Consider the following 22,706-nt stretch of genomic DNA (forward strand, 5'->3'; position numbering starts at 1 on the left):
GCTATACTATTTGCTAATTCCAAAAAAATATTTACCGGGACAAGCGTTAGATCATGACTAGTGTAAAGACACATGGTAAGATAGAGAAGCAACAGATTCATGGTGGTAAAACAATTTTTTTTAGGGAAACTAGTTTTACACGCTAATGCGGCAGGAGGTTTTTATGAAAAAGTCACAGGAAATATCAGAAAAGAAGCTGTTAGGAATTGCCGGACTAGGCTGGATGTTTGATGCGATGGATGTGGGAATTTTGTCCTTTGTCATCGCAGCCTTGCAGGTAGATTGGGGATTAACAGGCAAGGAGATGGGCTGGATCGGCAGCGTGAACTCGATTGGAATGGCAGTCGGTGCCTTAGTGTTTGGATTGCTTGCTGACAGGATTGGCCGGAAAAACGTCTTTATCATTACCTTATTGCTTTTCTCTGTCGGAAGTGGAATCTCTGCGCTGGCAACGAGCTTATCCTTCTTTTTGTTGTTACGATTTGTGATTGGGCTAGGATTGGGCGGTGAACTGCCAGTTGCTTCCACACTTGTTGCCGAAAGTGTCCCTGCTGAAAAACGCGGACGCGTCGTGGTCCTGCTCGAAAGCTTCTGGGCTGCAGGCTGGCTTGTTGCTGCGTTAATCTCTTACTTCATCATTCCGAATTTCGGCTGGCAAATGGCATTGATTCTGAGTGCATTGCCGGGATTATATGCGCTGTATCTGCGCATCAACCTGCCTGATTCACCAAGGTTCCTGGCGGTTGCCAAAAAAGAACGGCTGACGATTTGGGAAAGCATTTCAGAGGTATGGTCAAGAGAACATTTCAAGAGAACGGCGATGCTTTGGATTCTCTGGTTTACTGTCGTATTTTCTTATTATGGCATGTTTCTCTGGCTGCCAAGCGTGATGGTGATGAAGGGCTTCACCTTGATCAAGAGCTTCCAGTATGTCTTGATCATGACGCTTGCTCAATTGCCGGGATATTTCACCGCCGCATGGCTGATTGAAAAAGCAGGCCGGAAGTTCGTGCTGGTAGGGTATTTAATTGGAACAGCCGTCAGCGCCTACTTCTTTGGAACGGCAGATTCTCTGGCATTGCTGATTATCACCGGCATTCTGCTGTCGTTTTTCAACTTAGGTGCCTGGGGTGCACTTTATGCTTATACACCTGAACAGTACCCAACAACCATCCGCGGCTCCGGGGCGGGAATGGCTGCATCCTTTGGCCGGGTCGGCGGCATAGCCGGTCCGCTGATGGTACCATATTTATCAGCACAAAACCTATCCATCACCGCCATTTTTACGATTTTTTGCATCGCCATCCTGATCGGTGCCGCAGCCGTATTTTTCTGGGGCACAGAAACAAAGCAGAAAGAGCTTGCCCAAACTTAAAAGGAAAAGCCCGCTCTTTTTGAAAGAAAGATGCCCTTATAGAGCTGAAATTGCTCGTATAAGGGTATCATTCTGTTTGGAAGATGCCCTTATTGCAGTAGTTTTAGTGAAAATCATGACAAATATAAAATTTGGGGAGAGATGATTTCCAAGTCGCTATAAAAATCGAAAACTCGCTATTATTTTGAAACAGGCTAGGGCTTGCGCTAGTATTATGTTTCTGTTGGCATTACTGGCTTATTTCCTTGAATTCCCTAGGTGTGATGCTGTTATATTTTTTAAAAAGCACTGTATAGTAGCTTTGGTTGCAGAATTTGAACAACAAGGCTATATCCGATATCGAGGTGTCTGTATGGAGGATGAAGTATTTTGATTCCTCAATTCGTCTTTTGTTGATGAACTCCGTGATGGAAATGCCTACCTCCCGTTTGAATTTTCCCGATAGGTAATTAGGGTGGACAAACACATTTGCTGCAACAATCTCGAGGGAAAGGTCCTTTAAGATGTTTTCATAAATGTAAGAGATTGCCTGATTGACGGTGCGGCTATAGTTATGATTGGAGCTTTCATCTTTCAGTGTTTTTAAAAAGTGCTGTAGCATATCGTATTCGAGCATTTCGATGGGATCCAATGTCTGGTATTTTTCCAATTCTAAAATATAAGTATCGCTGAGATGGAAAGCGGTCTCTGGGTGGACGCCTCCCTTAATGATCGCACGGGTGAAAAGAGTACACATTGCAATAAGACTATTTTTGCGGGATCTGACCGGATCGTTCGCCAGTTTTGCACCTTTTAGCTTGTTGATTCGCTTGAGGATATCGAAGGCAAGTTCTTCTTTTCCTTTTGAAAGAGCCTCCATTAGCTGTTCCTCTAGATTGTATGGAGGATGCAAATAATTTTCCTGTTGGTTTCTCACTCTTGATAATAGAAACTGTTTTATGATGGAGGGGCTGATGGAAGTGGTCATTTTTCACCTCGATACATTATGAATTTATTAAAAATATGAATTATTTAATATAATTGTAAGCGCTTGCGGCTTATAATTCAAGTGAATCAATATCTTTTATATAAGGGGGCATTACAGTGAAAAAATGGTGGTCCATATTCGTAACGGTTGCACTTGTTGCTGGAATCATTGCAGGCTGCAGCGGAAACTCTGGTACAACAACAAAAGAAGGGGACAACGGTGCAGCTGTAGACAAAGAAAAAACAGCGGAAACAGTTACCTTGAAATTCGCTGCCCAGAATGATAATACACCAGCGACAAAACAGCTGATCGATGAGTTTAACAAAAGCCAGGATCAGTACAAAGTGGAATGGGTTGAAATGACGAACGATTCAGCGCAGATGCACGATCAGCTTTTAACTTCTTTATCGAGCGGTTCAGATGAATACGACATCCTGTCACTCGATGTTGTATGGGCTGGTGAATTTGCAGGGGCAGGTTATTTGGAACCGATCGATGCCCGCATGAAAGAAGAAGGAATAAGCAAGGATGATTTCAACAGTGGATCGATGGCTTCAGGGAACTATCAAGGCAAGCAATTCACCCTGCCATTCTTTCCTGACCTCGGTCTGCTATACTACCGCAAGGATATTGTCAGCCAAGAGGATGCAGCCAAGCTTGATAGCGGGAAGTATACGTATGCGGACCTAGGTGCCATGGCTGAAAAATACACCGGCCAAGGCGGAACGAAATTTGGTTTCCTATACCAGTCCAAACAGTATGAAGGCTTGACGGTCAATGTGAATGAATTTTCGAAGTCATTTGAAGATGTGAAAGGCGGACTAGAACAGATGTATGCCTTCACTAATGCTGCCTGGGCTCCGCAAGACCTTCTTAACTTTACGGAAGGGGAAACACATACAACGTTCGAACAAGGAAATGCCGTTTTTGCACGTAACTGGCCGTATCAATTTGGCCGTATCAAAGGGCAGGAAGATGGTGTTAAAGTTACCGTTGACCAAGTAGGCATTGCTCCGCTGCCAAATGGCGGATCGGTCGGCGGCTGGCTGCTAAGCATCAATAAGTCCTCCAAGAATGTAGATGGTGCATGGGAATTTGTTAAGTTTGTCTCAGGCAAGGAAGGCCAGAAAACCATGTCCACTGTCGGAGGCTATCTGCCAGGCTTCAATGAACTATTAGAGGATCAGGAAGTCATTTCTTCCAATGATATGCTTTCTTACGAAGGATTCAAAAATGCATTGTCGAATACGATTGCTCGTCCAGTTTCTCCTGAGTACTCCAAGGTGTCTGATACAATCCAGATAAATGCCCATAAATATTTGAGCACTGGTGAAGGACTGGAAGAAGCAGTAAAAGCAATCGAAGAAGCAACAAAAAAATAGATTCATTGATTGTAAGGGAGGCTCTATTTTGACTAGAGCCTTTTTTCCATCAAGCTCCTTGTTGGAGGATTTAGCGGAAAAGAGGTGTCCAACTAGATGAAAAAAATTGGTCTGAGAGAATTTTTGTTCCTTGCTCCTGTTATCGTGCTGATCTCGATCTTCTCATTGGTGCCGGTGATTCAGTCATTTACTTATACCTTCTTTGACTACAGGCTTAATGACCAACAGAACGCAGGTCTCTATCTGAACGAGCGGTTCAATTATGAATTATTTGATGAGACACAGCTTTACTTGACGATGTTTTTAGAAGAAGACAAGCAGCAGGTAACCGATCCTGTGCTTTTGGGAAAAATTGATACAGTCATTGCCAAGGTAGAGGATAAAGCAAAGGCTTTTGCGGGCAAAGAAGGTGTCCAAAAGATTACCAAAGAAGAGAAAACGGAGCTGATAGTTCTCTCAAAAGAGACGCAGGAAGTGGTCCAACAACTTGCTGAGCAATATGACACTGCAAATGAAGAAAACCTGCCGCTAATTGCGAAAGATATTGAAAACAGCATTATACCTGCCAATTTCATCGGCCTCAAGGGGTATAAACAGGCACTAGGCGATGCCAGACTGGGCGCTGCACTTGTCAACACTACTATTTTCACCTTTGTTTCTGTCGCGTTTGAATTGGTGTTGGGCCTGGCCCTAGCGATGATCATGAACAAAGCAATGAGAGGAAAGGGACTCATTCGGACGACATCCTTGATTCCGTGGGCAATTCCTACAGCTGTAGCTGCTTTGATGTGGAGTTATTTATATGACGGAAGCAGTGGGATTGTTGCTCACTTGTTTCAAATGGTCGGCCTTGTCGATAACTCCAGGGAATTGCTGCTATCAGCAGGCGGTGCGATGGTTTCGACCATTCTTGCTGATGTTTGGAAGACGACGCCATATATGGCGTTGCTGCTATTAGCTGGGCTGCAGAATATTTCAAAAGACACCTATGAAGCGGCTGATATTGATGGAGCCAGCTCCATTCAGAAGTTCTTTACGATTACGATCCCGTTGCTCAAACCATCGATCCTTGTTGCATTGCTGTTCCGTACCCTCGATGCTTTCCGGGTATTTGACCTGATCTATGTATTGACAGGCGGCGGACCTGGCGGAGCGACAGAAACTTTATCAATCTATGGATATAAAGCAATGTTTGCCCAGACAAACTTTGGCTATGGTTCCGTCATCGTCATGATCATGTTCGTCTGCGTTGCCGTAATTGCAACCATTTATGTTAAGTTCCTTGGCGCTAATTTGATGGATAAAAACTAAAGGGGGCGTACTGAAAAGTGGACACAACAAGCAAAAAAATGAAATGGATTGTTGGCTTTTTGATTGCGATCTATCTGTTCGCAATGTTCTTCCCCTTTCTCTGGATTTTGATTACATCTTTTAAAACGTCAGGGGAAATATATGGGGATGGGGCCTTTCGATTCATACCGGATAATCCAACTCTGCAAAACTTCATTACGGTAATCGTTGACAAAGGCATTCTTGGAGCAATTAAGACGAGCTTGATTGTCTCTTTCACAACGACTATCTATATTGTCCTTGTCGCGACATTTGCGGCGTACGCGATCTCCCGCTTTGATTTCAAAGGGAAAAATGTCCTGCTAGGAATCATTCTTGCGGTATCGATGTTTCCCCAAATGATTGTTGTTGGGCCAGTCTATAATTTATTCCAGGATCTAGGATGGACGAACAGCTACGCCATTATTCTTCCTTATTCAACAATTACATTGCCGATGGCTGTCTGGATCCTTGTGACCCATTTTAATCAAATTCCGCTGGCGCTGGAGGAATCAGCAAAGATGGATGGAGCAACACCAGTACAGACCTTGTTTAAAATCGTCTTTCCGCTGGCAGCTCCCGGTGTATTTACGACGGCGATTATCGTTTTTATCGCGGCCTGGAACGAGTTCCTGCTGACGATTACAATCAATTCAAACAAAAGCTATCACACTGTTCCGGTTGCGATTTCCTTCTTGCGCACCCAATTTGAAATTCTTTGGGGTGAGGTTGCCGCGGCTACGACAATTGTTACGATTCCAACGCTGTTAATTGTTCTCTTTTTCCAGAAGCAGATTGTTTCAGGATTGACTTCAGGCGGCGTAAAAGAATGATTTAGGAGTGAGTGAAGAGTATGACTTGGACCTTAACTAGCAATGAACGGACACAGGATTCTCTGCTTCTGGAGGAAAGCTTATATTCGCTTGGGAACGGATACCTGGGCATTCGAGGAAACTTTGAAGAAGGCTACGGGGAAGGCATGGAATCCATTCGAGGTGCATACCAGAATGCTTTTCATGACATCATTGAAATTCCTTATGGGGAAAAGCTGTTTGCCTTTCCAGAAACACAGCAAAAATTGGTCAATGTAATCGACTCACAGACCATCCAAATTTTCTTTGGCGAGGAGGAGGAACGTTTTTCCTTATTCGAAGGGAAAGTTCTTTCCTATAACCGCCAGCTTCATCTGGATAAAGGTTATGCAGATCGGGTGATCCACTGGCAATCTCCTGCAGGGAAGGAAGTCAAATTGACCTTCCGTCGGCTTGTATCGTTTTTCTACCGTGAATTATTCGTGATAGAGACAATGATCGAACCGGTAAATTTTTTTGGCAAAGTCAAAATCCTTTCTTCTATTAATGGAAATATAGCCAATTACGTCAATCCAAATGATCCGAGGGTTGGATCCGGACATGCAAAAATGCTGTCGGTAAAGGAAACGGGTATCTCACAGGAAATTCTCTACACCTTGAATGAAACGTTTGTTTCAAAGCTGCAAACTTCCTGTGTGTCCACCCACCATCTCTCTGGTGCGGAAGGCGTTCCCGAGTTTGTAAAAAAAGATTCAGGGGTAGAGATGGTCATTGATTTCCAATTGTCTGGCCCTGTTAAGCTGACGAAATGGAATGTGTATACGGACAATCTTCGGCATGAAGGGAATATAGTGGAACAAGGAATGGGAATCATTCAAAACTTACGGGAAAAAACCTTTGATCAAATTTTGGAATTGCAAACAGAATATATGGAAGGCTTCTGGGAAGGCTCCGATATTATCATTCGCGGCGATGACAACCTCCAGGAAGGAATCCGCTTTAATCTGTTCCAGCTGCTGCAGTCTACAGGCAGGGACAAATACAGCAATATTTCAGCCAAAGGGCTCTCCGGTGAAGGCTATGAAGGACATTACTTCTGGGACACGGAAATTTATATTCTTCCTGTGTTCATGCTAAGTCATCCTGACCTTGCGAAGCAGCTTTTACGATACCGCTACTCCATTTTGGATCATGCTCGTGCCCGCGCAAAGGAAATGGGCCATAAACAGGGGGCTTTGTTTCCGTGGCGGACCATTTCAGGGGGAGAATCGTCCTCGTATTTTCCCGCAGGTACGGCGCAGTATCATATTAGTGCGGACATTGCCTATAGTTATGTCCAGTATTACCTCGCTACGGAAGATAGGGATTTTATCATGGAATATGGGGCAGAAGTATTGTTTGAAACTGCCCGGCTATGGCTGGAAGTTGGTCATTATCACGAAGGTTTATTCAAGATTGATGCGGTTACCGGCCCGGATGAATACACGTGCATCATTAACAACAATTACTACACGAATGTGATGGCAAAATATAATCTTCAATGGGCAGCAAAGGTTTACCAGATGATGCTGGACAAAGAGCCGGAGCAACTGGCACAGCTCGCTGACAGACTGAAGTTATCAACAGCGGAGGTCAACAGCTGGGAAAAAGCCGGCCAGAACATTTATCTGCCTTATGACAAAGAACTCAAAATAAATCCACAGGATGACTCCTTCCTGAAAAAAGCGGTATGGGATTTTGATCATACGCCGAAGGATCACTATCCTCTGCTGCTGCACTACCATCCGCTTACCTTATACCGATACCAGGTATGCAAGCAGGCGGACACCGTTCTCGCCCATTTTTTACTTGAGGAGGAGCAAGATTTCGAGACGATTAAAAATTCATTCAGTTATTATGAGCGAATTACGACACATGACTCATCCTTGTCTTCCTGCATATTCAGCATCATGGCCGCTAAAATAGGAGACTATAAAAAAGCGTATGAATACTTTATTGAAACCGCTCGGCTTGACCTTGATAATACCCATGGAAACACGAAGGATGGGCTTCATATGGCAAATATGGGCGGGACATGGATGTCGATTGTTTATGGTTTTGCAGGTCTGCGGCTTAAGGAAAACGGAATCGTCTTGAATCCTTCTATTCCAGAAAACTGGAGCCAATATGGATTTAAAGTCAAGTATAAAGGAATGCGATTGGATATTTTGATTAGCCAGGCTGGCGTGAAACTTGAACTCGTTGCCGGAGAGGAACTTACTTTGTATTTGAACGGTGAAAAAATCACCTTGCGAAGCGGCAAGGAATATGTCTCCTGATTTATCCAATTCGATTTATCATGATTTTCCCTTTTGCAGGGGAAATCATGGTATAATAGTGCAAACGTTTGTTCAACTGTAAAGGGAGATAAAAGCTATGAAAAGATTATTTGAGATTGATAGCTGGAAGATCATTGAAACGGAATTACATCGAGAGGATTTCCGCCTGGCTGAAAGCATTATGAGCCTTGGGAATGGACATATGGGCATGCGCGGGAATTTTGAAGAAACATACACAGGAGATTTTCACCGCGGTTCCTATATTGCTGGTGTCTGGTTTCCTGATAAAACCCGTGTCGGCTGGTGGAAGAACGGGTATCCGGATTATTTTGGGAAGGTGATCAACTCTACGAACTTTATCGGGATCAAAGTTCTTATCGATGGCGAAGAAGTGGATTTGAATAAGGCCGAAGTAAGCAAGTACTATCGCGAGCTTGATATGCAGCATGGTGTTATGACACGTACATTCACCATCAATCAAAACGGCAAGGAAACAGAAGTGGAAGTCGTGCGCTTCCTGTCAGTAGCTGACAAGGAGCTGGCAGCGATTCGCTACGCCGTCACAGCCAAGAACTACGATGGAATCGTAACCTTTGTTCCTTATCTCGATGGCGATGTTCGCAATGAAGACTCCAATTATGAAGAAGATTTCTGGTATGAAATCAGCAGGGATGCAGCAGCTTATCGCGGCAGCCTGGTGATGAAGACGAAAGACAATCCATTCGGCACACCGACTTTCCAAGTTGCGGCTACTATGCAAACGGTTGTGGAAGGGGAAGTAGTCAAACAGAAAGTCAGCCAAAAGGAAGAATATGTCGAAAATGTGATCGAAGTGAAAGCGGACAAGGGGCAGACAGTGACCCTTTATAAATATGTTGCTGTTACGACGGACCGTGATTATGAAGCGTTTGAGCTGGTTGCAAAAGGCCGTGACGTCCTTGATCGATCTGTTGCACAAGGCTTTGAACAGCTTTTGGAAAAGCACAGCAAGGGCTGGGAGAGCCGCTGGGAAATCGCAGATATCGAAATTGCCGGGGACGATTCGGCTCAGCAAGGAATCCGTTTCAACCTGTTTCAGCTGTTTTCCACTTATTATGGGGAAGATTCACGCTTGAACATCGGACCTAAAGGCTTCACGGGGGAAAAATATGGCGGTGCGACATACTGGGATACGGAGGCTTATGCAATCCCGCTCTATTTGTCGACTGCAGAGTCAACGGTTGCCCGAAATCTGTTGATCTATCGCCACAACCAGCTTGACGGCGCCTTCCATAATGCAAAGCAGCAAGGATCAAAGGGTGCGCTTTTTCCAATGGTGACGTTCACAGGTGTGGAGAGCCATAACGAGTGGGAAATCACATTCGAAGAGATTCACCGTAATGGAGCCATCGCCTATGCGATCTACAACTATGTCAACTATACGGGCGATAAAAATTATCTCCATGAATACGGAATCGATGTACTCGTCGGCATTTCCCGTTTCTGGGCAGACCGCGTCCACTACAACAAACCGAAGAATGTGTATATGATTCATGGCGTTACCGGACCGAATGAATACGAAAATAATGTGAACAACAACTGGTACACGAACCGCATCGCGGTCTGGACATTGCGCTACACGCTTGACGTCATTGATTTCCTAAACCAAAATGGCCATGAGGCGCGCCTCGTCGGCCATGCGATAACAGAGGAAGAGCTGACAAAGTGGCAGGAAATCATCGAAAAAATGTACTTCCCATATGATGAAGAAAAGGGCGTATTCATTCAGCACGATACATTCCTTGATAAAGATCTGATGACGGTGGAGGAGCTTGCCGCTGAGGAACGCCCGATCAATCAAAATTGGTCATGGGACAGAATTTTGCGCAGCTGCTTTATCAAGCAGGCGGACGTCCTTCAAGGCCTATACTTCTTCAATCACGAGTTCACAAAGGAAGAGAAGCGCCGCAACTTTGAATTTTATGAGCCAATGACCGTTCATGAATCTTCTCTATCTCCAAGCGTTCATGCGGTGCTTGCTGCAGAGCTTGGCATGGAAGAGAAGGCATATGAAATGTACAACCGCACGGCCCGCCTCGACCTTGACAATTACAACAACGATACAGAAGACGGCCTGCACATCACAAGTATGACCGGTGCATGGCTGGCGATCGTCCAGGGCTTCGCAGGTATGCGCACAGCAGAAGGCGTATTGTCATTCGCGCCATTCATCCCGAAAGCATGGAATCAATACAGCTTCCACATCATCTACCGCGACCACTATATCAAGGTAGAAGTAAACCAAGAAAGCGTCGTCCTCACACAGCAAGGACCTGAACTCGCGATAAAACTTTACGGCAAGGCAGCAACCATCCCTGCAGAAGGCGAGCTTTCTATAAAATATCGATAACAGTCTCTGTTGCTAAATGGGGAAGACAGGATAATGACAGTCTGAATGTTTTCAAAAAGGAGATTTACTCATGGTTAGATCACTTAAAGCATTTATTTTTGACCTTGATGGGGTCATCACTGATACAGCGGAATACCATTTTTTAGCGTGGAAAGCGCTGGCGGAGGAGTTAGGGATTTCGTTTACTCGCGAGGATAACGAGCAATTGAAGGGCGTTTCCCGGATGGATTCGCTCGAAAAGATTCTCGAGCTTGGCAGCCGGACAGGCGATTTTTCAGCGGACGAAAAACAAGCTTTAGCTGAAAAGAAAAATGAGCACTACCTAACCTTGATCCAGAACATCACTCCTGATGACCTGTTGCCGGCGATCAAGGAATTGATTGCCGACATTAAAACAAGCGGGCTAAAACTAGGCCTTGCGTCCGCTAGCAAGAATGCATTTACTGTGATGGAATCGCTCGGGTTAAAAGCCGAATTTGATGGGATAGTAGATGCAAAAACAGTCGCACACGGCAAACCGCATCCGGAAGTGTTCCTTCGCGCAGCAGAAATGCTAGGGGTTGAGCCGGAGGCCTGCATCAGTATCGAGGATGCAGCAGCAGGCATACAGGCTATCAAAGCTGCCGGCATGTTCGCTGTTGCAGTCGGTCCTAAGGAAAGCTTTGAAAATGCTGATATTGTCTATGCCAGCACTGCAGAGCTGTCTTTGGAGAAGATAATAGAAGTGTATAATGGCTAATATTTCAGAACCCAGAAGCAGATGTACAGCTGGGTTTTATAAATTTTAAAAAAGCGATCACCCATGGAGTGATCGCTTCATTTCCTATAAAAGCTGGGCATCTTGTTGATCTTTGTTCTAATGACATATCTGATTTATGTCATCTGGATTCATAAAACACTTTTAGCGGAAAAGGGATAATCTTATCTGTCAGGTGACTTTCCATTTTTGAAAGGCCTTTATCCTGGTTGGGGCACTTTATTAACCGGTTGTGAACCATATAATCCCGGTCGGGGAATGCGTTTCCTGCTGGACAAAACCAAAAAAAGCCGCCACTCAAACATGAATGGCGGCTTTTGCTTTATTCTAGATCGACTTTTTCCAGCGGCAGTTCGGCGGGACCGTCGATGACATCGCCTTTATAAGAGAAGCGTGATCCGTGGCAAGGGCAGTCCCAGGTGCGATCGCCATTGTTCCAGTTAAGCTCGCAGCCCATGTGAGTACAGGTGGTATCCACGACATGCAGCTGGCCGTTTTCATCACGATAAGCTCCAGCTCGTTTGCCGTTCACTGTAACGACGGCGCCTTCCTCCTGACCGAGGCCCTCTGGATTTGTCGATGGCCGATCCAGTTTTCCTTTCATCAGCTCCTTTGCAACGAGGGCATTATCAGCAACAAATGCTGCGACATCGGGTTTTGAATGGAATCTTTGTGGTTCGAAAACGTCCTCGTAAGGATTTTCCTTCCGTAAGACAAGGTCGGTCATGAGCAGCGCGGCCTGTATGCCATTGCTCATTCCCCATTTCCGGTAGCCAGTGGCAACAAAAATGTTATCCGTGCTCGAGGAGTATTTTCCAACATAAGGTATTTTATCAAGTGTAGTCGGATCCTGGGCGCTCCAACGGAATGGGATGTCTTTTACGCCGAACGTCTCGGCAGCAAACGCCTCGAGGGCTTCATAATACTGGTGTGTATTGTCATCCTGTCCGGTAATATGACTGTCTCCGCCAAACAGCACAAGCTTCTCGCCGTTCCAGTCCGTAGAGCGCAGGGAGCGAGTCGGTGTTTCGGCATTGATGTACATCCCGCCTGGGAATTCCTTTTCAGTCTTGACAGCAAGCACATAGGAGCGATGGACCTGCATCCTGGCAAAATAAAAGCCTTTTAGATCATAAAATGGAAAATGAGTGCTGATGATCAGCTGATTGCAGTGCACCTTATGCCCGTCCCTTGTTGTAACAACGGGCTCAGAGCCTTCCTCCAAATCGACAGCGGTTGTATGTTCATAAATCTGGCCGCCCATTTCTGTAAAACGGTCCACTAAATGCTTCAAAAATTTCAGCGGGTGAAATTGCGCCTGGTTTCTCATGACAATTGCCGCCATTGCATCGACAGGAACTGGCAGCTTGGAAACATACTCACTGCCCTCCACACCCAGCTTCTCATAAGCCTTAAATTCCGACAGCAGCTTCGCCATTTCCTTGTCAGAATTGGTATATAAATAGGCATCTTCTTCAGAAAAATCGCAATCAATCTGTTGTTCTTTTACGAGCTGTTTGACAAATTGCATGGCAGCGAAATTGGCTTGATAGTAAAGGCGCGCATGGTCCTCACCAAAATGGCTGATGAGCTCATCATAAATCAGTCCATGCTGGGCAGTCACCTTTGCGGTCGTATGTCCGGTTGTTCCATTTAAAATGCTCCCAGCTTCGATTACAGATACTTTCGCACCAGCCTTTGCCAGCAAATAGGCAGAGGTCAAGCCGGTGATTCCACCTCCAATAATCGCAACGTCTGTCCTTAGATCTTCCTGCAGCTTCGAGAAAGCAGGCAGCTCAGCTGTCGTGCGCCAATAAGGTTCAGGGAAACGAGGTAGCTTTGAATCGTTCATCAACAATCCTCCTTAAAAGTCTTCATAGTCTTTAATTTTTCCTGTTTTCGTGAGAATCATGCTAGTTTTCCTTTTACCCCGTAAAAATGGCAATAGACAAGTTTTTCCCAAATGAAGCGAATTGACCAGGATTCGAAGTACTGCATGTTAAAATAAAGATAAAAAGCTACGGAGGCCAATATGAAAATTGCAGTTTTTGGGACAGGCTATGTTGGTCTTGTCACCGGTGTTTGTTTTGCCGAAATAGGCTACAATGTTACTTGTTTTGATATAGAGGAAACGAAAATCGACACTCTTTCCCAGGGGAAGTGTCCGATTTTTGAGCCGGGTCTTGAGGAGATGCTGAGAAGAAATCTTGCTAATGGAAGGCTTTCTTTTACAAACGATGGAAAAGCCGCTTGCAGGAACGCTGATTATTTTTTCATCGCAGTCGGAACGCCTGAAAAGGAAGATGGATCAGCAAATCTTGAGTACCTGGAGGGCGCAATTGCCGAGATCGGCAACAATCTGAACAAGGATGCCATCCTTGTCATTAAAAGTACGGTGCCTGTTGGGACTAATGAGCTGGTCAAGGACAAACTGAAAGCCATCATTCCGAGAGAACTGCGGGTATGCGTCGTGTCAAATCCTGAGTTTCTCCGCGAGGGATCGGGCATTCTTGATACCTTTCACGCAGACCGGATTGTCATCGGGGCAGATGATCAGGAGACCGGCCGCGCGGTGGCTAGGCTCTATGAACCATTTGACCGGCCGATTTTACAGACAGATGTCCGCAGTGCCGAGCTAATCAAGTATGCGGCCAATGCGTTTTTGGCGACGAAAATTAGTTTTATCAATGAAATCGCAAATTTATGTGAGTATATGGGTGCTGATATCGGCGACGTGGCAAAAGGAATCGGCATGGACCACAGAATTGGCAGCCAGTTTTTAAATGCGGGAATTGGCTATGGAGGATCCTGTTTTCCGAAGGATACAAAGGCGCTGGAAAAACTGACAGAGTCCTGCAATTATGACTTTAAAATTCTTCGTTCCGTCATCGAGGTGAACAGCAGGCAGAAACAGCAGCTTTTTTATAAAGCAAAGGAGCTGTTTGGCAGTCTTCACGGAAAAAGGGTGGCTGTGCTGGGCCTTGCGTTCAAGCCGCATACCGATGACATCCGCGAGGCGCCCGCTATGGAGCTGATTGCTAGGCTGCTGGACGAACAAGCGGATATCTCTGTCTATGACCCGGCTGCTTCGGGCAAAGTATCACAAGTTTTTGGCAGCAGGCTTTATTATGCTGAAAATGCCGATGCTGCCATCAAAGGAGCGGATGCAGTGTTCATCATGACCGAATGGCCGGAAATCACCGAGTATGACTTAGCGCGGTATCGATTACTGATGCGGCAGCCAATTATTTTTGACGGGCGAAACTGCTATGACGTTGCCGAGGCAGAAGCAGCGGGAATAGCGTATGTTTCTGTCGGCAGGAAGGCAGTGAATGTTCAAGTCAGTCTGAAGCGGTGATGGCATGCAAAACCTCAGGTCGGGAGGGACCAGGATGGCAAAGGGCAAAACGAATGCAATGCGAATTTTAGATAAACAGAAAGTATCGTATGAAATTTTCGCTTATGATGCGAAGGACGGAAAGATTGACGGAGTGACGGTTGCCGGCAAAATCGGCCGCGACCCCGCACAGGTGTATAAAACGCTTGTAGTAGTTGGGGCAAGCAAGAATTTATATGTCTTCGTTCTTCCCGTCGCAGCCGAGCTGGACCTGAAAAAGGCGGCAAAGGAAGCTGGCGAGAAGAAGGTGGAAATGCTGCCGGTCAAGGATATCCAGAAATTTACCGGCTATATCCGCGGCGGCTGCTCACCGATTGGCATGAAAAAGAACTATCCAACGTTCTTAGACGAGAGCGCACGAGCACGAAATACGATCATCGTCAGTGCCGGGAAAATCGGCTTCCAAGTCGAGCTCGCACCGGATCAGTTGATTCAGGCAACTGACGCGAAATATGCCAATTTGAGAATCTGAATAGCTTTCCTAAAAAACAGTCTCTGGATGCGGAGACTGTTTTTTATGAGCTTTTCTATTGAATTTCCGCTAAAAAAGACTAAGCAATTTGCTTCGAAAAATAGGAAAACTTTCGTGCCAGCTAGCACCAAACTAGGCGTTTTGCATAGATTACATGGAATACATCAAGAGAGGGGATATGAGATTGCATAGCAATAACTTCTACCCATACGGACCGAATCAGCAATTGGAAGCTGAATATGATTATGATGGAAATGAATACGAACAACAGGTGTACCCTAGAATGTATGGTGGCTTCCCAGGAGGACCGGGCGGCTTCCCAGGGATTCCAGGTGGATTTCCAGGAGGGCCGGGCGGCTTCCCAGGCAGTCCAGGCGGCTTCCCGGGAGGACCGGGTGGATTTCCGGGTAATCCAGGCGGATTTCCAGGAGGACCGGGTGGGTTTCCAGGCAGTCCAGGTGGTTTCCCAGGAGGACCGGGTGGGTTTCCAGGCAATCCAGGTGGCTTCCCAGGAGGACCGGGTGGCTACCCAGGCAGTCCAGGTGGCTACCCAGGTAACCCCGGAGGACCAGGGGGATCACCTAGCGGAGGCCAGGCAGGAGGTCCGCCATCATCTCCGCCGCCAACCTATGTACCGCAGGAGCAAGCAACGGCCTTTGCAGTCGATCCAGGCGGAATCCGCAGATGCTTGTACCGATTTACTTATATTTGGTTGATGAACGGCAGAAGCTTTTGGTACTACCCGGTATTCCTTGGACGCAATTCAATAGCCGGCTGGAGATGGAGCCGCCGCCGCGGTTGGGTATATTACGGCGTAGATTTAAGTCAGATCCGTTCATTTCAGTGTCAATAAGTAAAAAAAGAGAAGCATGCTGCTTCTCTTTTCTGCTTCACAAAGTTGCAGGAGCGTTCTAATTTTGTTCAGCAGTGGTGAATTATTTTGTATAAACCCTTGTTTCATAAGGTTTGAAGGTGAACGCTGCTGCTGGTCCATGGTCTTCCACTTGATAATTGTGGAGCAAAAGCCTGCTTGTTTCGAGCGGGAAACCGTCAAATGCGAAGCTTGCCGGTTCACCGGACAAATTTGAAATCACGATCGCCTGCTTGTCATCCAATGTACGCGTGTATGCATAGATCTGCTCATGTCCTTCCAGAACCAAGTCGTATGTGCCGTAAGTGAACACTTGATTGGCCTTCTTCATCTGAATCATCTTTTTGTAAAAATGAAGGATGGAATCTTGGTCCATGAGCTGAGCTTCTACATGAACAGCTTGGTAATTTGGGTTTATCCCTAACCATGGACTTCCGGTTGTGAACCCGGCATTTACAGCATTGGACCACTGCATAGGTGTTCTAGAGTTGTCGCGGCTTGTTGCCCAGATGAAGTTCATGATTTCTTCATGGGAGACGCCATTTTCACGACGAATAGTGTACAGGTTTTTAGTGGCAACATCATCGTAATCATCGATGGAAGGAAATTGAACATTCGTCATGCCAATTTCTTGGCCCTGATAGATGAAGGGCGTACCCTGCATTAGGAAGTACATTGCGGCAAGCGCAGTCGCACTTTCGCGCCAGTAGGACTGATCATCTCCCCAGGTGGAAACAATTCGAGCCTTATCATGGTTTTCGATGAATAACGCATTCCAGCCTTTTCCTTCGAGGCCTTTTTGCCAGCGGGTAAAGGTGTTTTTCAATTTTGCCAAGTCCAGTGCTTTTTTTTCAGAATCCCACAAGTCAAGATGTTCAAACTGAAAGACCATATTGAACTTCCCCTGCTCCTCGCCGACCCAGAGATCCGCTTCCTCGATGCTGACACCATTTGCTTCCCCAACTGTCATGATATCGTACTTAGCGAAGGTCTCCTGTTTCAGTTCCTCAAGGAATGTCTGGATTCCATCGACATTCATATGCTTTTCAAAAGAAGACACATAGGGCAGTCCTTCAGGGTTTGGCATATCCTTCAGACCTTCCTCTTTTTTGATATGACTGATGGCGTCCACTCGGAAGCCGTCGATTCCCTTATCCAGCCACCAGTTAATCATCTCATACAATGCCGTACGGACTTGTTTATTTTCCCAGTTTAGGTCTGGCTGTTTGCGAGAGAAGATGTGCAAAAAGTACTGATTTGTCAGCTCATCGTACTCCCAGGCAGAGCCGCCAAAAATGCTCTCCCAGTTGTTTGGTTCTGCGCCGTCCTTGCCATCGCGCCAAATATACCAATCGCGTTTCGGACTGTGCTTGGATGCGCGGGATTCGATGAACCATTGGTGCTCATCGCTCGTATGGTTGATCACAAGGTCAATAATCAATTTCATGCCGCGCCTGTGCGTTTCAGCGAGCAGCTGGTCAAAATCTGCCATCGACCCAAATTCATCCATGATATCCTGATAATCACTAATATCATATCCGTTATCGTCATTAGGGGACTTGTACATTGGGCAGATCCAGATGACATCGATCCCCAAATCCTGTAAATAATCAAGCTTTGAAATGATTCCTTGCAAATCGCCGATGCCATCGCCGTTGGAATCCATGAAGCTCCTAGGATATATCTGATAGGCAACAGCCTCTTTCCACCACGTATGTTTCAATGGGAACCCTCCTCGAGTATAGTAGGGATAGTCTTGCGCGTGCAAACGATTGCATCATTACCGCGTATTATAGCATAGGGATGATTAACTGACAATATGGAATAATGTTAAAGGTGTTTGTAATTCGTCTGTTGTCTGACAACAACTTCTCCATAATATTTGCCTGTTGCAGCTTTTAGGGTCTATCATGAATAGTATTACAGAAAAATATAAGCAGAAGGTGAAGAGATGATTAAGTGCATAGCAACTGATATGGATGGAACATTATTGACGGCGACCCAAAAGATCCCACTTGAAAACCGCAAAGCGATTATCAGCGCCAAGGAGCAGGGCGTGGAGGTTGTGGTTGCGACCGGGCGCTCTTACCACGAGGCTAAATTCGTGGTGGAGGAAGCAGGTTTAAAGCTGCCAATGATTTGTGTGAATGGCGCCGAGGTCCGTTCGGAAGCAGGCGAGGTTATTGCCTCCAGTCCGCTGGATAAGGCGATCGCCAGTCAGGCTGCATTACGGCTTGTGGAGAGCGGTGTCTATTTTGAGGTATATACAAACGAAGGCACATTCACGGAAGACATAGATAAAGCAGTCTCCACAATTGTGGATATTTTTTCAACCGCCAATCCAGAAGTACCAATCGAACAGATTGCTGCGTCAGCCGAAGAAAGGCTGCACAAAGGGTTGATTACAAAAGTAGATCATTATGACGAGTTATTCGAAGACGATCAATATGAAATTTACAAATTGTTGGCTTTCTCTCTCGATGATGCCAAGCTTGATGCCGCCAGGATTGGGTTGAAGGAAATTGCCGGATTAGCGGTAAGTTCATCTGGGCGGGAGAATATCGAGATCTCAAGCCTAGAAGCACAAAAAGGCATCGCGCTTGGAAAATTCGTTCAATCAAGAGGGATTACCCTGGAGGAAACGATGGCTATCGGAGATCATTTTAATGACGTATCTATGCTGGAAAGAGTCGGAAAATCGGTTGCAATGGGCAATGCAGTCGAAGAAATCAAAGCATTATGCGATGAAGTGACAATGACGAATGAAGAGTGCGGAGTCGCGAAGGCCATTAGGAAGGTATTGACAGACTGATTTTCGAAAAGATTGGTAGAATCTTGTAGGTTTTGCTGTCGATTAGCGATAATACCACCGCCGAGTGAGGAAGATGACGTAAAATTGTACAGGAAGGAGAGTTTAACTTCCTATTATAAAGACGCTAACCATTTTATTGGCGAAAATCGAGTTTTATTGGCGGAGTTCACAATTTTATTGGCGAAAATCGAATTTTATTGGCGATTTTCACAGGTTTATTGGCGAAAATCAAAATATATTGGCGAACTGGAAATTTTCCTTGATTTTTTCCAATTCAAAAAAACCGGGCACCACGCCCGGTTCAATTCTTACTGTTCGGTCCTGCCAATCCATGCAGAATCGTCCGTTCTGTTTCTGCATCATCATCCCACTAAAATGAAAAATCCACCTGTACTAGGTGGATTAAAATGGATACGTCCAAAAGCGTTCATTATGAAGCCAAGCCATCGTTTGTGGATCCTTCGCTTTCAGCTTGTCAGCCATATTTGCAAGCATCAGCTCGGTTTGCGAGCGGTGGGCGCGAATGGCATCGAGCTTGATGTCGGCAACGGCACTGATATTATAGACGATGTCCGGTTCGCCAAGCTCTTCAACACAATTGCGCGAAAATGCGACACAATGCAGTTTTGGCCTGCTTGTTTCGGGCATTTTTTCTACTGCCCGCACCACTGCCGCCCCTGTTGCTTCATGGTCGGGGTGGACGGAGTAGCCAGGGTAGAAGGTGATAATAAGCGACGGGTTCAATTCAGTGATCAGAGAGGACATGAGGTTTGTGAGTCTGTTTTCATCCTCAAACTCAATCGTCTTGTCACGGAAGCCAAGCTTTCGCAAATCATTGATTCCCATTGCTCTAGCAGCGTTGTCTAATTCTTGTTCGCGAATCGCCGGTAAGGTTTCCCTATTTGCAAACGGCGGGTTTCCCATATTTCGACCCATCTGTCCAAGTGTCAGACAGGCATATGTGACAGGCGTCCCCATATTGACATGGGATGCAATTGTCCCTGAAACACCGAATGCCTCATCATCAGGATGAGGGAACACGACAAGAACCTGCCTTTCTTTTTCCATGTAAAATCTCTCCTTTCTCAGCAATCGTTAGTCGAACGGCGTTTCGCTTATTTCAAGGGCAACGGCTAATTTCCCATTGAAATCATGGCCAGCAAGCAGCAGCCTGCCCTTTTGATCAATCTCAAAATGAGTAATTCCTTCTGCGTACACCCAGCCGAATGGGATCTTTAAACCTACTCGATACGGGCCTTCCCCAGTAATTTTCCCGCGTTCATAAGTGACCTTTGCATTGCGGATATAGGCGCCTGATGAAAAGAACGACTCATCGTTATGGGAAGCGTATGCCCCATTGGTTGTTTCCAAATGAATGTAGACTTCCTTGTCTTTCAAACGGTCCAATGCGTCCTGGACAGTTGACAAAATCACCGGATCCATCGTTGTTCCTCCTTCCCCGGATTTCGACGTGTTCAAGTTTATACAAGCAGAAGGGACACCTTGTTAGTGAAAAGCCCACTCCTTCTGCTTTTTTAGTTTAGGAAAAGCGATGCTATGTCTATTTTACTAAAAAATTCTACTGAAAGCGAAATGTACGCTTTGGCCGTATAAAAAAGGATGGCAGCTGCCACCCCTTTTTTTCAATTTACTCTCCGCGGTTGCCGCCTGCATATTGATTGTAGGCAAGATGTGCGGTTGGTCCTACGTATTCGTTTAGTCGGAAGCCGTGCTTGATTGCCTCTGTGATAAATTTTTTCGCGACTCCGACTGCTTCTGGGACTGTATGGCCTTTTGCGAGCTGAGCGGTGATGGCGGCTGCAAATGTGCAGCCTGCTCCATGAATGAAGCCCGAAACTACTTTTTCCGATTCGAACAGAGTGAAGTCTTTGCCATCATAGAGAAGGTCAACTGCTTTATCGTGGTTGAGCTTGCTGCCGCCTTTAATCAACACGTTTTTTGCGCCAAGCTCATGGATTTTCCCCGCAGCTTCTTTCATATCATCAATCGTGCGGATTGGACCAGTCTGAGCCAGCTGCCATGCTTCGAAAATATTAGGTGTGACGATCGTCGCCCTTGACAGAAGAAATTCCCTCATTGCGTCGGTATTTTCAGGCATCAACACCTCATCTTCTCCCTTGCAGACCATAACGGGGTCAATAACGACTTTATCCAAGTGATATTCGTCGATTTTCCGGGCGGAGAGCTCGATGATATCAACCGTTCCCAGCATCCCTGTCTTCATTGCATCGATTCCGACGGATAGAATCGTTTCCAGCTGTTTCTCGACCAGTTCCACTTGATGAGTAAATACTTCATGATGCCAATGATTCTTGGGATCCATCGTCACGACCGTGGTAAGTGCGGTCATTCCGTAAACGCCAAGTTCCTGGAATGTTTTTAAGTCAGCCTGGATACCTGCGCCGCCGCTAGTATCGGATCCTGCGATGGTCAACACCTTTTTCAAACTCATGTGAACTACCTCCATTTATAGAATGGCGGCTGCCTGAATAGACAGGACCGCCGCCGCAACACTTTCTTATGATTATACCAATTCTACCAGATTAGACAAAAGAATTGGTTTTAAAGCAAGCAGGATAGGTAAAAATTAACTTTTGACAATTATGTGTCATTCATATCTTGACGTGAGGAAAGTTACTGAGTAGAAAAATGAATTAAGATAGGATGGGTTATAGGAAAATTTTCTAAAAAAAACTTTGTTAAAGAAATAGACAATTTTCATCTATATTATTGTAACAATTACATTGGTTATCCCTAGTCATTTTCCAGTAGATTATAGGTAGAGGGGTATTAACCATTTTGGCATAGTGAAATGTTTCTTTTTATGCAGGTATGTCAAGCTCGGGTAGGATAGAGATTGCCAGTTTATAAGAAATCATCATTTCTATTAACCTAAAAGGTTGCCAATTGCTGAACGAGACCAACGGATGACCGAACAAATAAGGGGTGAAGAACATGACAAAGAAAGGCCTTCCTGAGGAATATCCAATCAGCCTGATTTTGAATGGATATGAAATTGCTGTTTTTCAGCTGACAAATCTGGATCTGGAAGATTGGGTTTACGGCTACCTTTTTTCAGAAGGGTTGATCGATGGCCCAGAGGATGTTGTTAGCGTTGATATTAGGGAAAAGGCTGGCATATTGAATGTGACGTTATGCAATTCCTTCGATCCAGAACAGATGTTTTCGAAAAAGAAACACTATACAGCTGGCTGCGGCCGCGGAGTGACCTTCTTTTCAATGACGGATGTCAAAAATTTCAATAAAGTGAATTCCAATGACACCTATTCGTTGACGTATTTATTGAAAAAACGAGCGGAATTTGCGCAAAATTCCCCATTGTACCTGGAAACGGGTGGAATGCATGGAGCCTGCCTCATTCTGGAGGATGGCAGCATCGAAGTCCGGGAAGACATCGGCAGGCATAATGCTGTTGATAAGATTATCGGACACGCAATTCGAAAGCGTTTGCAGCCAGATCGGCTCATCTTGCTTACGACCGGCAGAGTTTCTTATGAGATGCTCTCAAAAGCCGCAAAATTTGGTTTTGCCGTCATCGGTTCGCGCACAGCCGCGACTAAGCAGGCGGTTCAGCTGGCGCGATTCCTCAATATAGAAGTTGTCGGCTATCTTCGCGGCAAAATGGCGACGATTTACACATCGGCCGGGAGGATTCATGATGATTTAACTCCCCGCGCCGCTGCGGAAGACCTGCTTGAAAGGGGGGAAGCCCAGGCCCAGCAACTATTAAATTAACACTAATTTGGGGATTAAGGATGTTCAAGCAACTATTGGGAAGGAGAG

At 45.7% G+C, this 22,706-nt stretch carries 18 protein-coding genes; 12 read left to right on the top strand and 6 right to left on the bottom strand.

Annotated features, from left to right (window positions below; all coding sequences use genetic code 11):
- Positions 1-163 precede the first annotated feature (163 nt).
- Complete coding sequence (locus UB32_RS10635; RefSeq protein ID WP_044393637.1) at positions 164-1,375, top strand: MFS transporter; 1,212 nt, start codon at positions 164-166, stop codon at positions 1,373-1,375.
- Positions 1,376-1,604: 229 nt separating this feature from the next.
- On the opposite strand, the gene UB32_RS10640 is transcribed toward UB32_RS10635, so the two are convergent.
- Complete coding sequence (locus UB32_RS10640; RefSeq protein ID WP_044393639.1) at positions 1,605-2,342, bottom strand: helix-turn-helix transcriptional regulator; 738 nt, start codon at positions 2,340-2,342, stop codon at positions 1,605-1,607.
- 116 nt (positions 2,343-2,458) lie between these two features.
- On the opposite strand from UB32_RS10640, the gene UB32_RS10645 reads away from it, so the two are divergent.
- From UB32_RS10645 to pgmB, 6 genes are all read left to right on the top strand, one after another.
- Positions 2,459-3,724, top strand: a complete 1,266-nt coding sequence (locus UB32_RS10645; RefSeq protein WP_044393641.1) for an extracellular solute-binding protein — start codon at positions 2,459-2,461, stop codon at positions 3,722-3,724.
- 96 nt (positions 3,725-3,820) lie between these two features.
- Positions 3,821-5,035 carry a carbohydrate ABC transporter permease gene (locus tag UB32_RS10650; RefSeq protein WP_044393643.1) on the top strand — a complete coding sequence of 405 codons (1,215 nt, stop codon included), beginning with the start codon at positions 3,821-3,823 and terminating at the stop codon, positions 5,033-5,035.
- Between the two features lie 38 nt (positions 5,036-5,073).
- Positions 5,074-5,886 (top strand): carbohydrate ABC transporter permease, encoded by an 813-nt coding sequence (locus tag UB32_RS10655; RefSeq protein ID WP_044393706.1) that lies wholly within the window; start codon positions 5,074-5,076, stop codon positions 5,884-5,886.
- Positions 5,887-5,906: 20 nt separating this feature from the next.
- Positions 5,907-8,183 (top strand): glycoside hydrolase family 65 protein, encoded by a 2,277-nt coding sequence (locus tag UB32_RS10660; RefSeq protein ID WP_044393645.1) that lies wholly within the window; start codon positions 5,907-5,909, stop codon positions 8,181-8,183.
- Between the two features lie 97 nt (positions 8,184-8,280).
- Positions 8,281-10,572 carry a glycoside hydrolase family 65 protein gene (locus UB32_RS10665; protein ID WP_044393647.1) on the top strand — a complete coding sequence of 764 codons (2,292 nt, stop codon included), beginning with the start codon at positions 8,281-8,283 and terminating at the stop codon, positions 10,570-10,572.
- A gap of 70 nt (positions 10,573-10,642) precedes the next feature.
- Positions 10,643-11,311 (top strand): beta-phosphoglucomutase, encoded by a 669-nt coding sequence (gene pgmB / locus UB32_RS10670; RefSeq protein ID WP_044393649.1) that lies wholly within the window; start codon positions 10,643-10,645, stop codon positions 11,309-11,311.
- Positions 11,312-11,651: 340 nt separating this feature from the next.
- Here pgmB and UB32_RS10675 read toward each other — a convergent pair whose 3' ends face one another.
- The gene (locus UB32_RS10675; protein WP_044393651.1) at positions 11,652-13,181 is read right to left on the bottom strand and encodes an FAD-dependent oxidoreductase; all 1,530 of its coding nucleotides are present in this window, start codon (positions 13,179-13,181) and stop codon (positions 11,652-11,654) included.
- Positions 13,182-13,361: 180 nt separating this feature from the next.
- Here UB32_RS10675 and UB32_RS10680 point away from each other — a divergent pair, with 180 nt between their 5' ends.
- The 3 genes from UB32_RS10680 to UB32_RS10690 all read left to right on the top strand — a co-directional run bounded on the left by UB32_RS10680 (position 13,362) and on the right by UB32_RS10690 (position 16,051).
- Positions 13,362-14,687, top strand: coding sequence for a UDP-glucose dehydrogenase family protein (locus tag UB32_RS10680; RefSeq protein ID WP_044393653.1), 1,326 nt, complete (start codon positions 13,362-13,364; stop codon positions 14,685-14,687).
- Positions 14,688-14,721: 34 nt separating this feature from the next.
- Positions 14,722-15,198 carry a Cys-tRNA(Pro) deacylase gene (ybaK, locus tag UB32_RS10685; protein ID WP_044393655.1) on the top strand — a complete coding sequence of 159 codons (477 nt, stop codon included), beginning with the start codon at positions 14,722-14,724 and terminating at the stop codon, positions 15,196-15,198.
- A gap of 184 nt (positions 15,199-15,382) precedes the next feature.
- A complete protein-coding gene (locus tag UB32_RS10690; protein WP_347230911.1) occupies positions 15,383-16,051 on the top strand; it encodes a hypothetical protein in 669 nt (222 codons plus the stop codon).
- A gap of 82 nt (positions 16,052-16,133) precedes the next feature.
- On the opposite strand, the gene UB32_RS10695 is transcribed toward UB32_RS10690, so the two are convergent.
- Positions 16,134-17,792, bottom strand: coding sequence for a glycoside hydrolase family 13 protein (locus UB32_RS10695; protein ID WP_084221797.1), 1,659 nt, complete (start codon positions 17,790-17,792; stop codon positions 16,134-16,136).
- Between the two features lie 228 nt (positions 17,793-18,020).
- Here UB32_RS10695 and UB32_RS10700 point away from each other — a divergent pair, with 228 nt between their 5' ends.
- A complete protein-coding gene (locus UB32_RS10700) occupies positions 18,021-18,881 on the top strand; it encodes a Cof-type HAD-IIB family hydrolase (protein ID WP_044393657.1) in 861 nt (286 codons plus the stop codon).
- A gap of 402 nt (positions 18,882-19,283) precedes the next feature.
- Here the strand turns inward: UB32_RS10700 and bshB2 are convergent, their stop codons facing one another.
- From bshB2 to pdxK, 3 genes are all read right to left on the bottom strand, one after another.
- Positions 19,284-19,949 (bottom strand): bacillithiol biosynthesis deacetylase BshB2, encoded by a 666-nt coding sequence (gene bshB2 / locus UB32_RS10705; protein WP_044393659.1) that lies wholly within the window; start codon positions 19,947-19,949, stop codon positions 19,284-19,286.
- Positions 19,950-19,976: 27 nt separating this feature from the next.
- The gene (locus tag UB32_RS10710; RefSeq protein ID WP_044393661.1) at positions 19,977-20,324 is read right to left on the bottom strand and encodes a YojF family protein; all 348 of its coding nucleotides are present in this window, start codon (positions 20,322-20,324) and stop codon (positions 19,977-19,979) included.
- A 205-nt stretch (positions 20,325-20,529) separates the two neighbouring features.
- Positions 20,530-21,354 (bottom strand): pyridoxine/pyridoxal/pyridoxamine kinase, encoded by an 825-nt coding sequence (gene pdxK / locus UB32_RS10715; protein ID WP_044393662.1) that lies wholly within the window; start codon positions 21,352-21,354, stop codon positions 20,530-20,532.
- Between the two features lie 503 nt (positions 21,355-21,857).
- Here pdxK and fdhD point away from each other — a divergent pair.
- On the top strand, positions 21,858-22,658 hold the full coding sequence (gene fdhD / locus UB32_RS10720; RefSeq protein ID WP_044393663.1) for a formate dehydrogenase accessory sulfurtransferase FdhD: 801 nt from the start codon (positions 21,858-21,860) through the stop codon (positions 22,656-22,658).
- Positions 22,659-22,706 lie beyond the last annotated feature (48 nt).

Source organism: Mesobacillus subterraneus (assembly GCF_000934845.1).
Classification (GTDB): domain Bacteria; phylum Bacillota; class Bacilli; order Bacillales; family Cytobacillaceae; genus Mesobacillus; species Mesobacillus stamsii.

What these genes read in the sequence shown, in the direction of transcription:
- UB32_RS10635 (WP_044393637.1), top strand. Translation starts at nt 164, where the DNA reads ATGAAAAAGTCACAGGAAATATCAGAAAAGAAGCTGTTAGGAATTGCC.
- UB32_RS10640 (WP_044393639.1), bottom strand. Translation starts at nt 2,342, where the DNA reads ATGACCACTTCCATCAGCCCCTCCATCATAAAACAGTTTCTATTATCA.
- UB32_RS10650 (WP_044393643.1), top strand. Translation starts at nt 3,821, where the DNA reads ATGAAAAAAATTGGTCTGAGAGAATTTTTGTTCCTTGCTCCTGTTATC.
- UB32_RS10655 (WP_044393706.1), top strand. Translation starts at nt 5,074, where the DNA reads ATGAAATGGATTGTTGGCTTTTTGATTGCGATCTATCTGTTCGCAATG.
- UB32_RS10660 (WP_044393645.1), top strand. Translation starts at nt 5,907, where the DNA reads ATGACTTGGACCTTAACTAGCAATGAACGGACACAGGATTCTCTGCTT.
- UB32_RS10665 (WP_044393647.1), top strand. Translation starts at nt 8,281, where the DNA reads ATGAAAAGATTATTTGAGATTGATAGCTGGAAGATCATTGAAACGGAA.
- pgmB (WP_044393649.1), top strand. Translation starts at nt 10,643, where the DNA reads ATGGTTAGATCACTTAAAGCATTTATTTTTGACCTTGATGGGGTCATC.
- UB32_RS10675 (WP_044393651.1), bottom strand. Translation starts at nt 13,181, where the DNA reads ATGAACGATTCAAAGCTACCTCGTTTCCCTGAACCTTATTGGCGCACG.
- UB32_RS10680 (WP_044393653.1), top strand. Translation starts at nt 13,362, where the DNA reads ATGAAAATTGCAGTTTTTGGGACAGGCTATGTTGGTCTTGTCACCGGT.
- ybaK (WP_044393655.1), top strand. Translation starts at nt 14,722, where the DNA reads ATGGCAAAGGGCAAAACGAATGCAATGCGAATTTTAGATAAACAGAAA.
- UB32_RS10700 (WP_044393657.1), top strand. Translation starts at nt 18,021, where the DNA reads ATGATTAAGTGCATAGCAACTGATATGGATGGAACATTATTGACGGCG.
- bshB2 (WP_044393659.1), bottom strand. Translation starts at nt 19,949, where the DNA reads ATGGAAAAAGAAAGGCAGGTTCTTGTCGTGTTCCCTCATCCTGATGAT.
- UB32_RS10710 (WP_044393661.1), bottom strand. Translation starts at nt 20,324, where the DNA reads ATGGATCCGGTGATTTTGTCAACTGTCCAGGACGCATTGGACCGTTTG.
- pdxK (WP_044393662.1), bottom strand. Translation starts at nt 21,354, where the DNA reads ATGAGTTTGAAAAAGGTGTTGACCATCGCAGGATCCGATACTAGCGGC.
- fdhD (WP_044393663.1), top strand. Translation starts at nt 21,858, where the DNA reads ATGACAAAGAAAGGCCTTCCTGAGGAATATCCAATCAGCCTGATTTTG.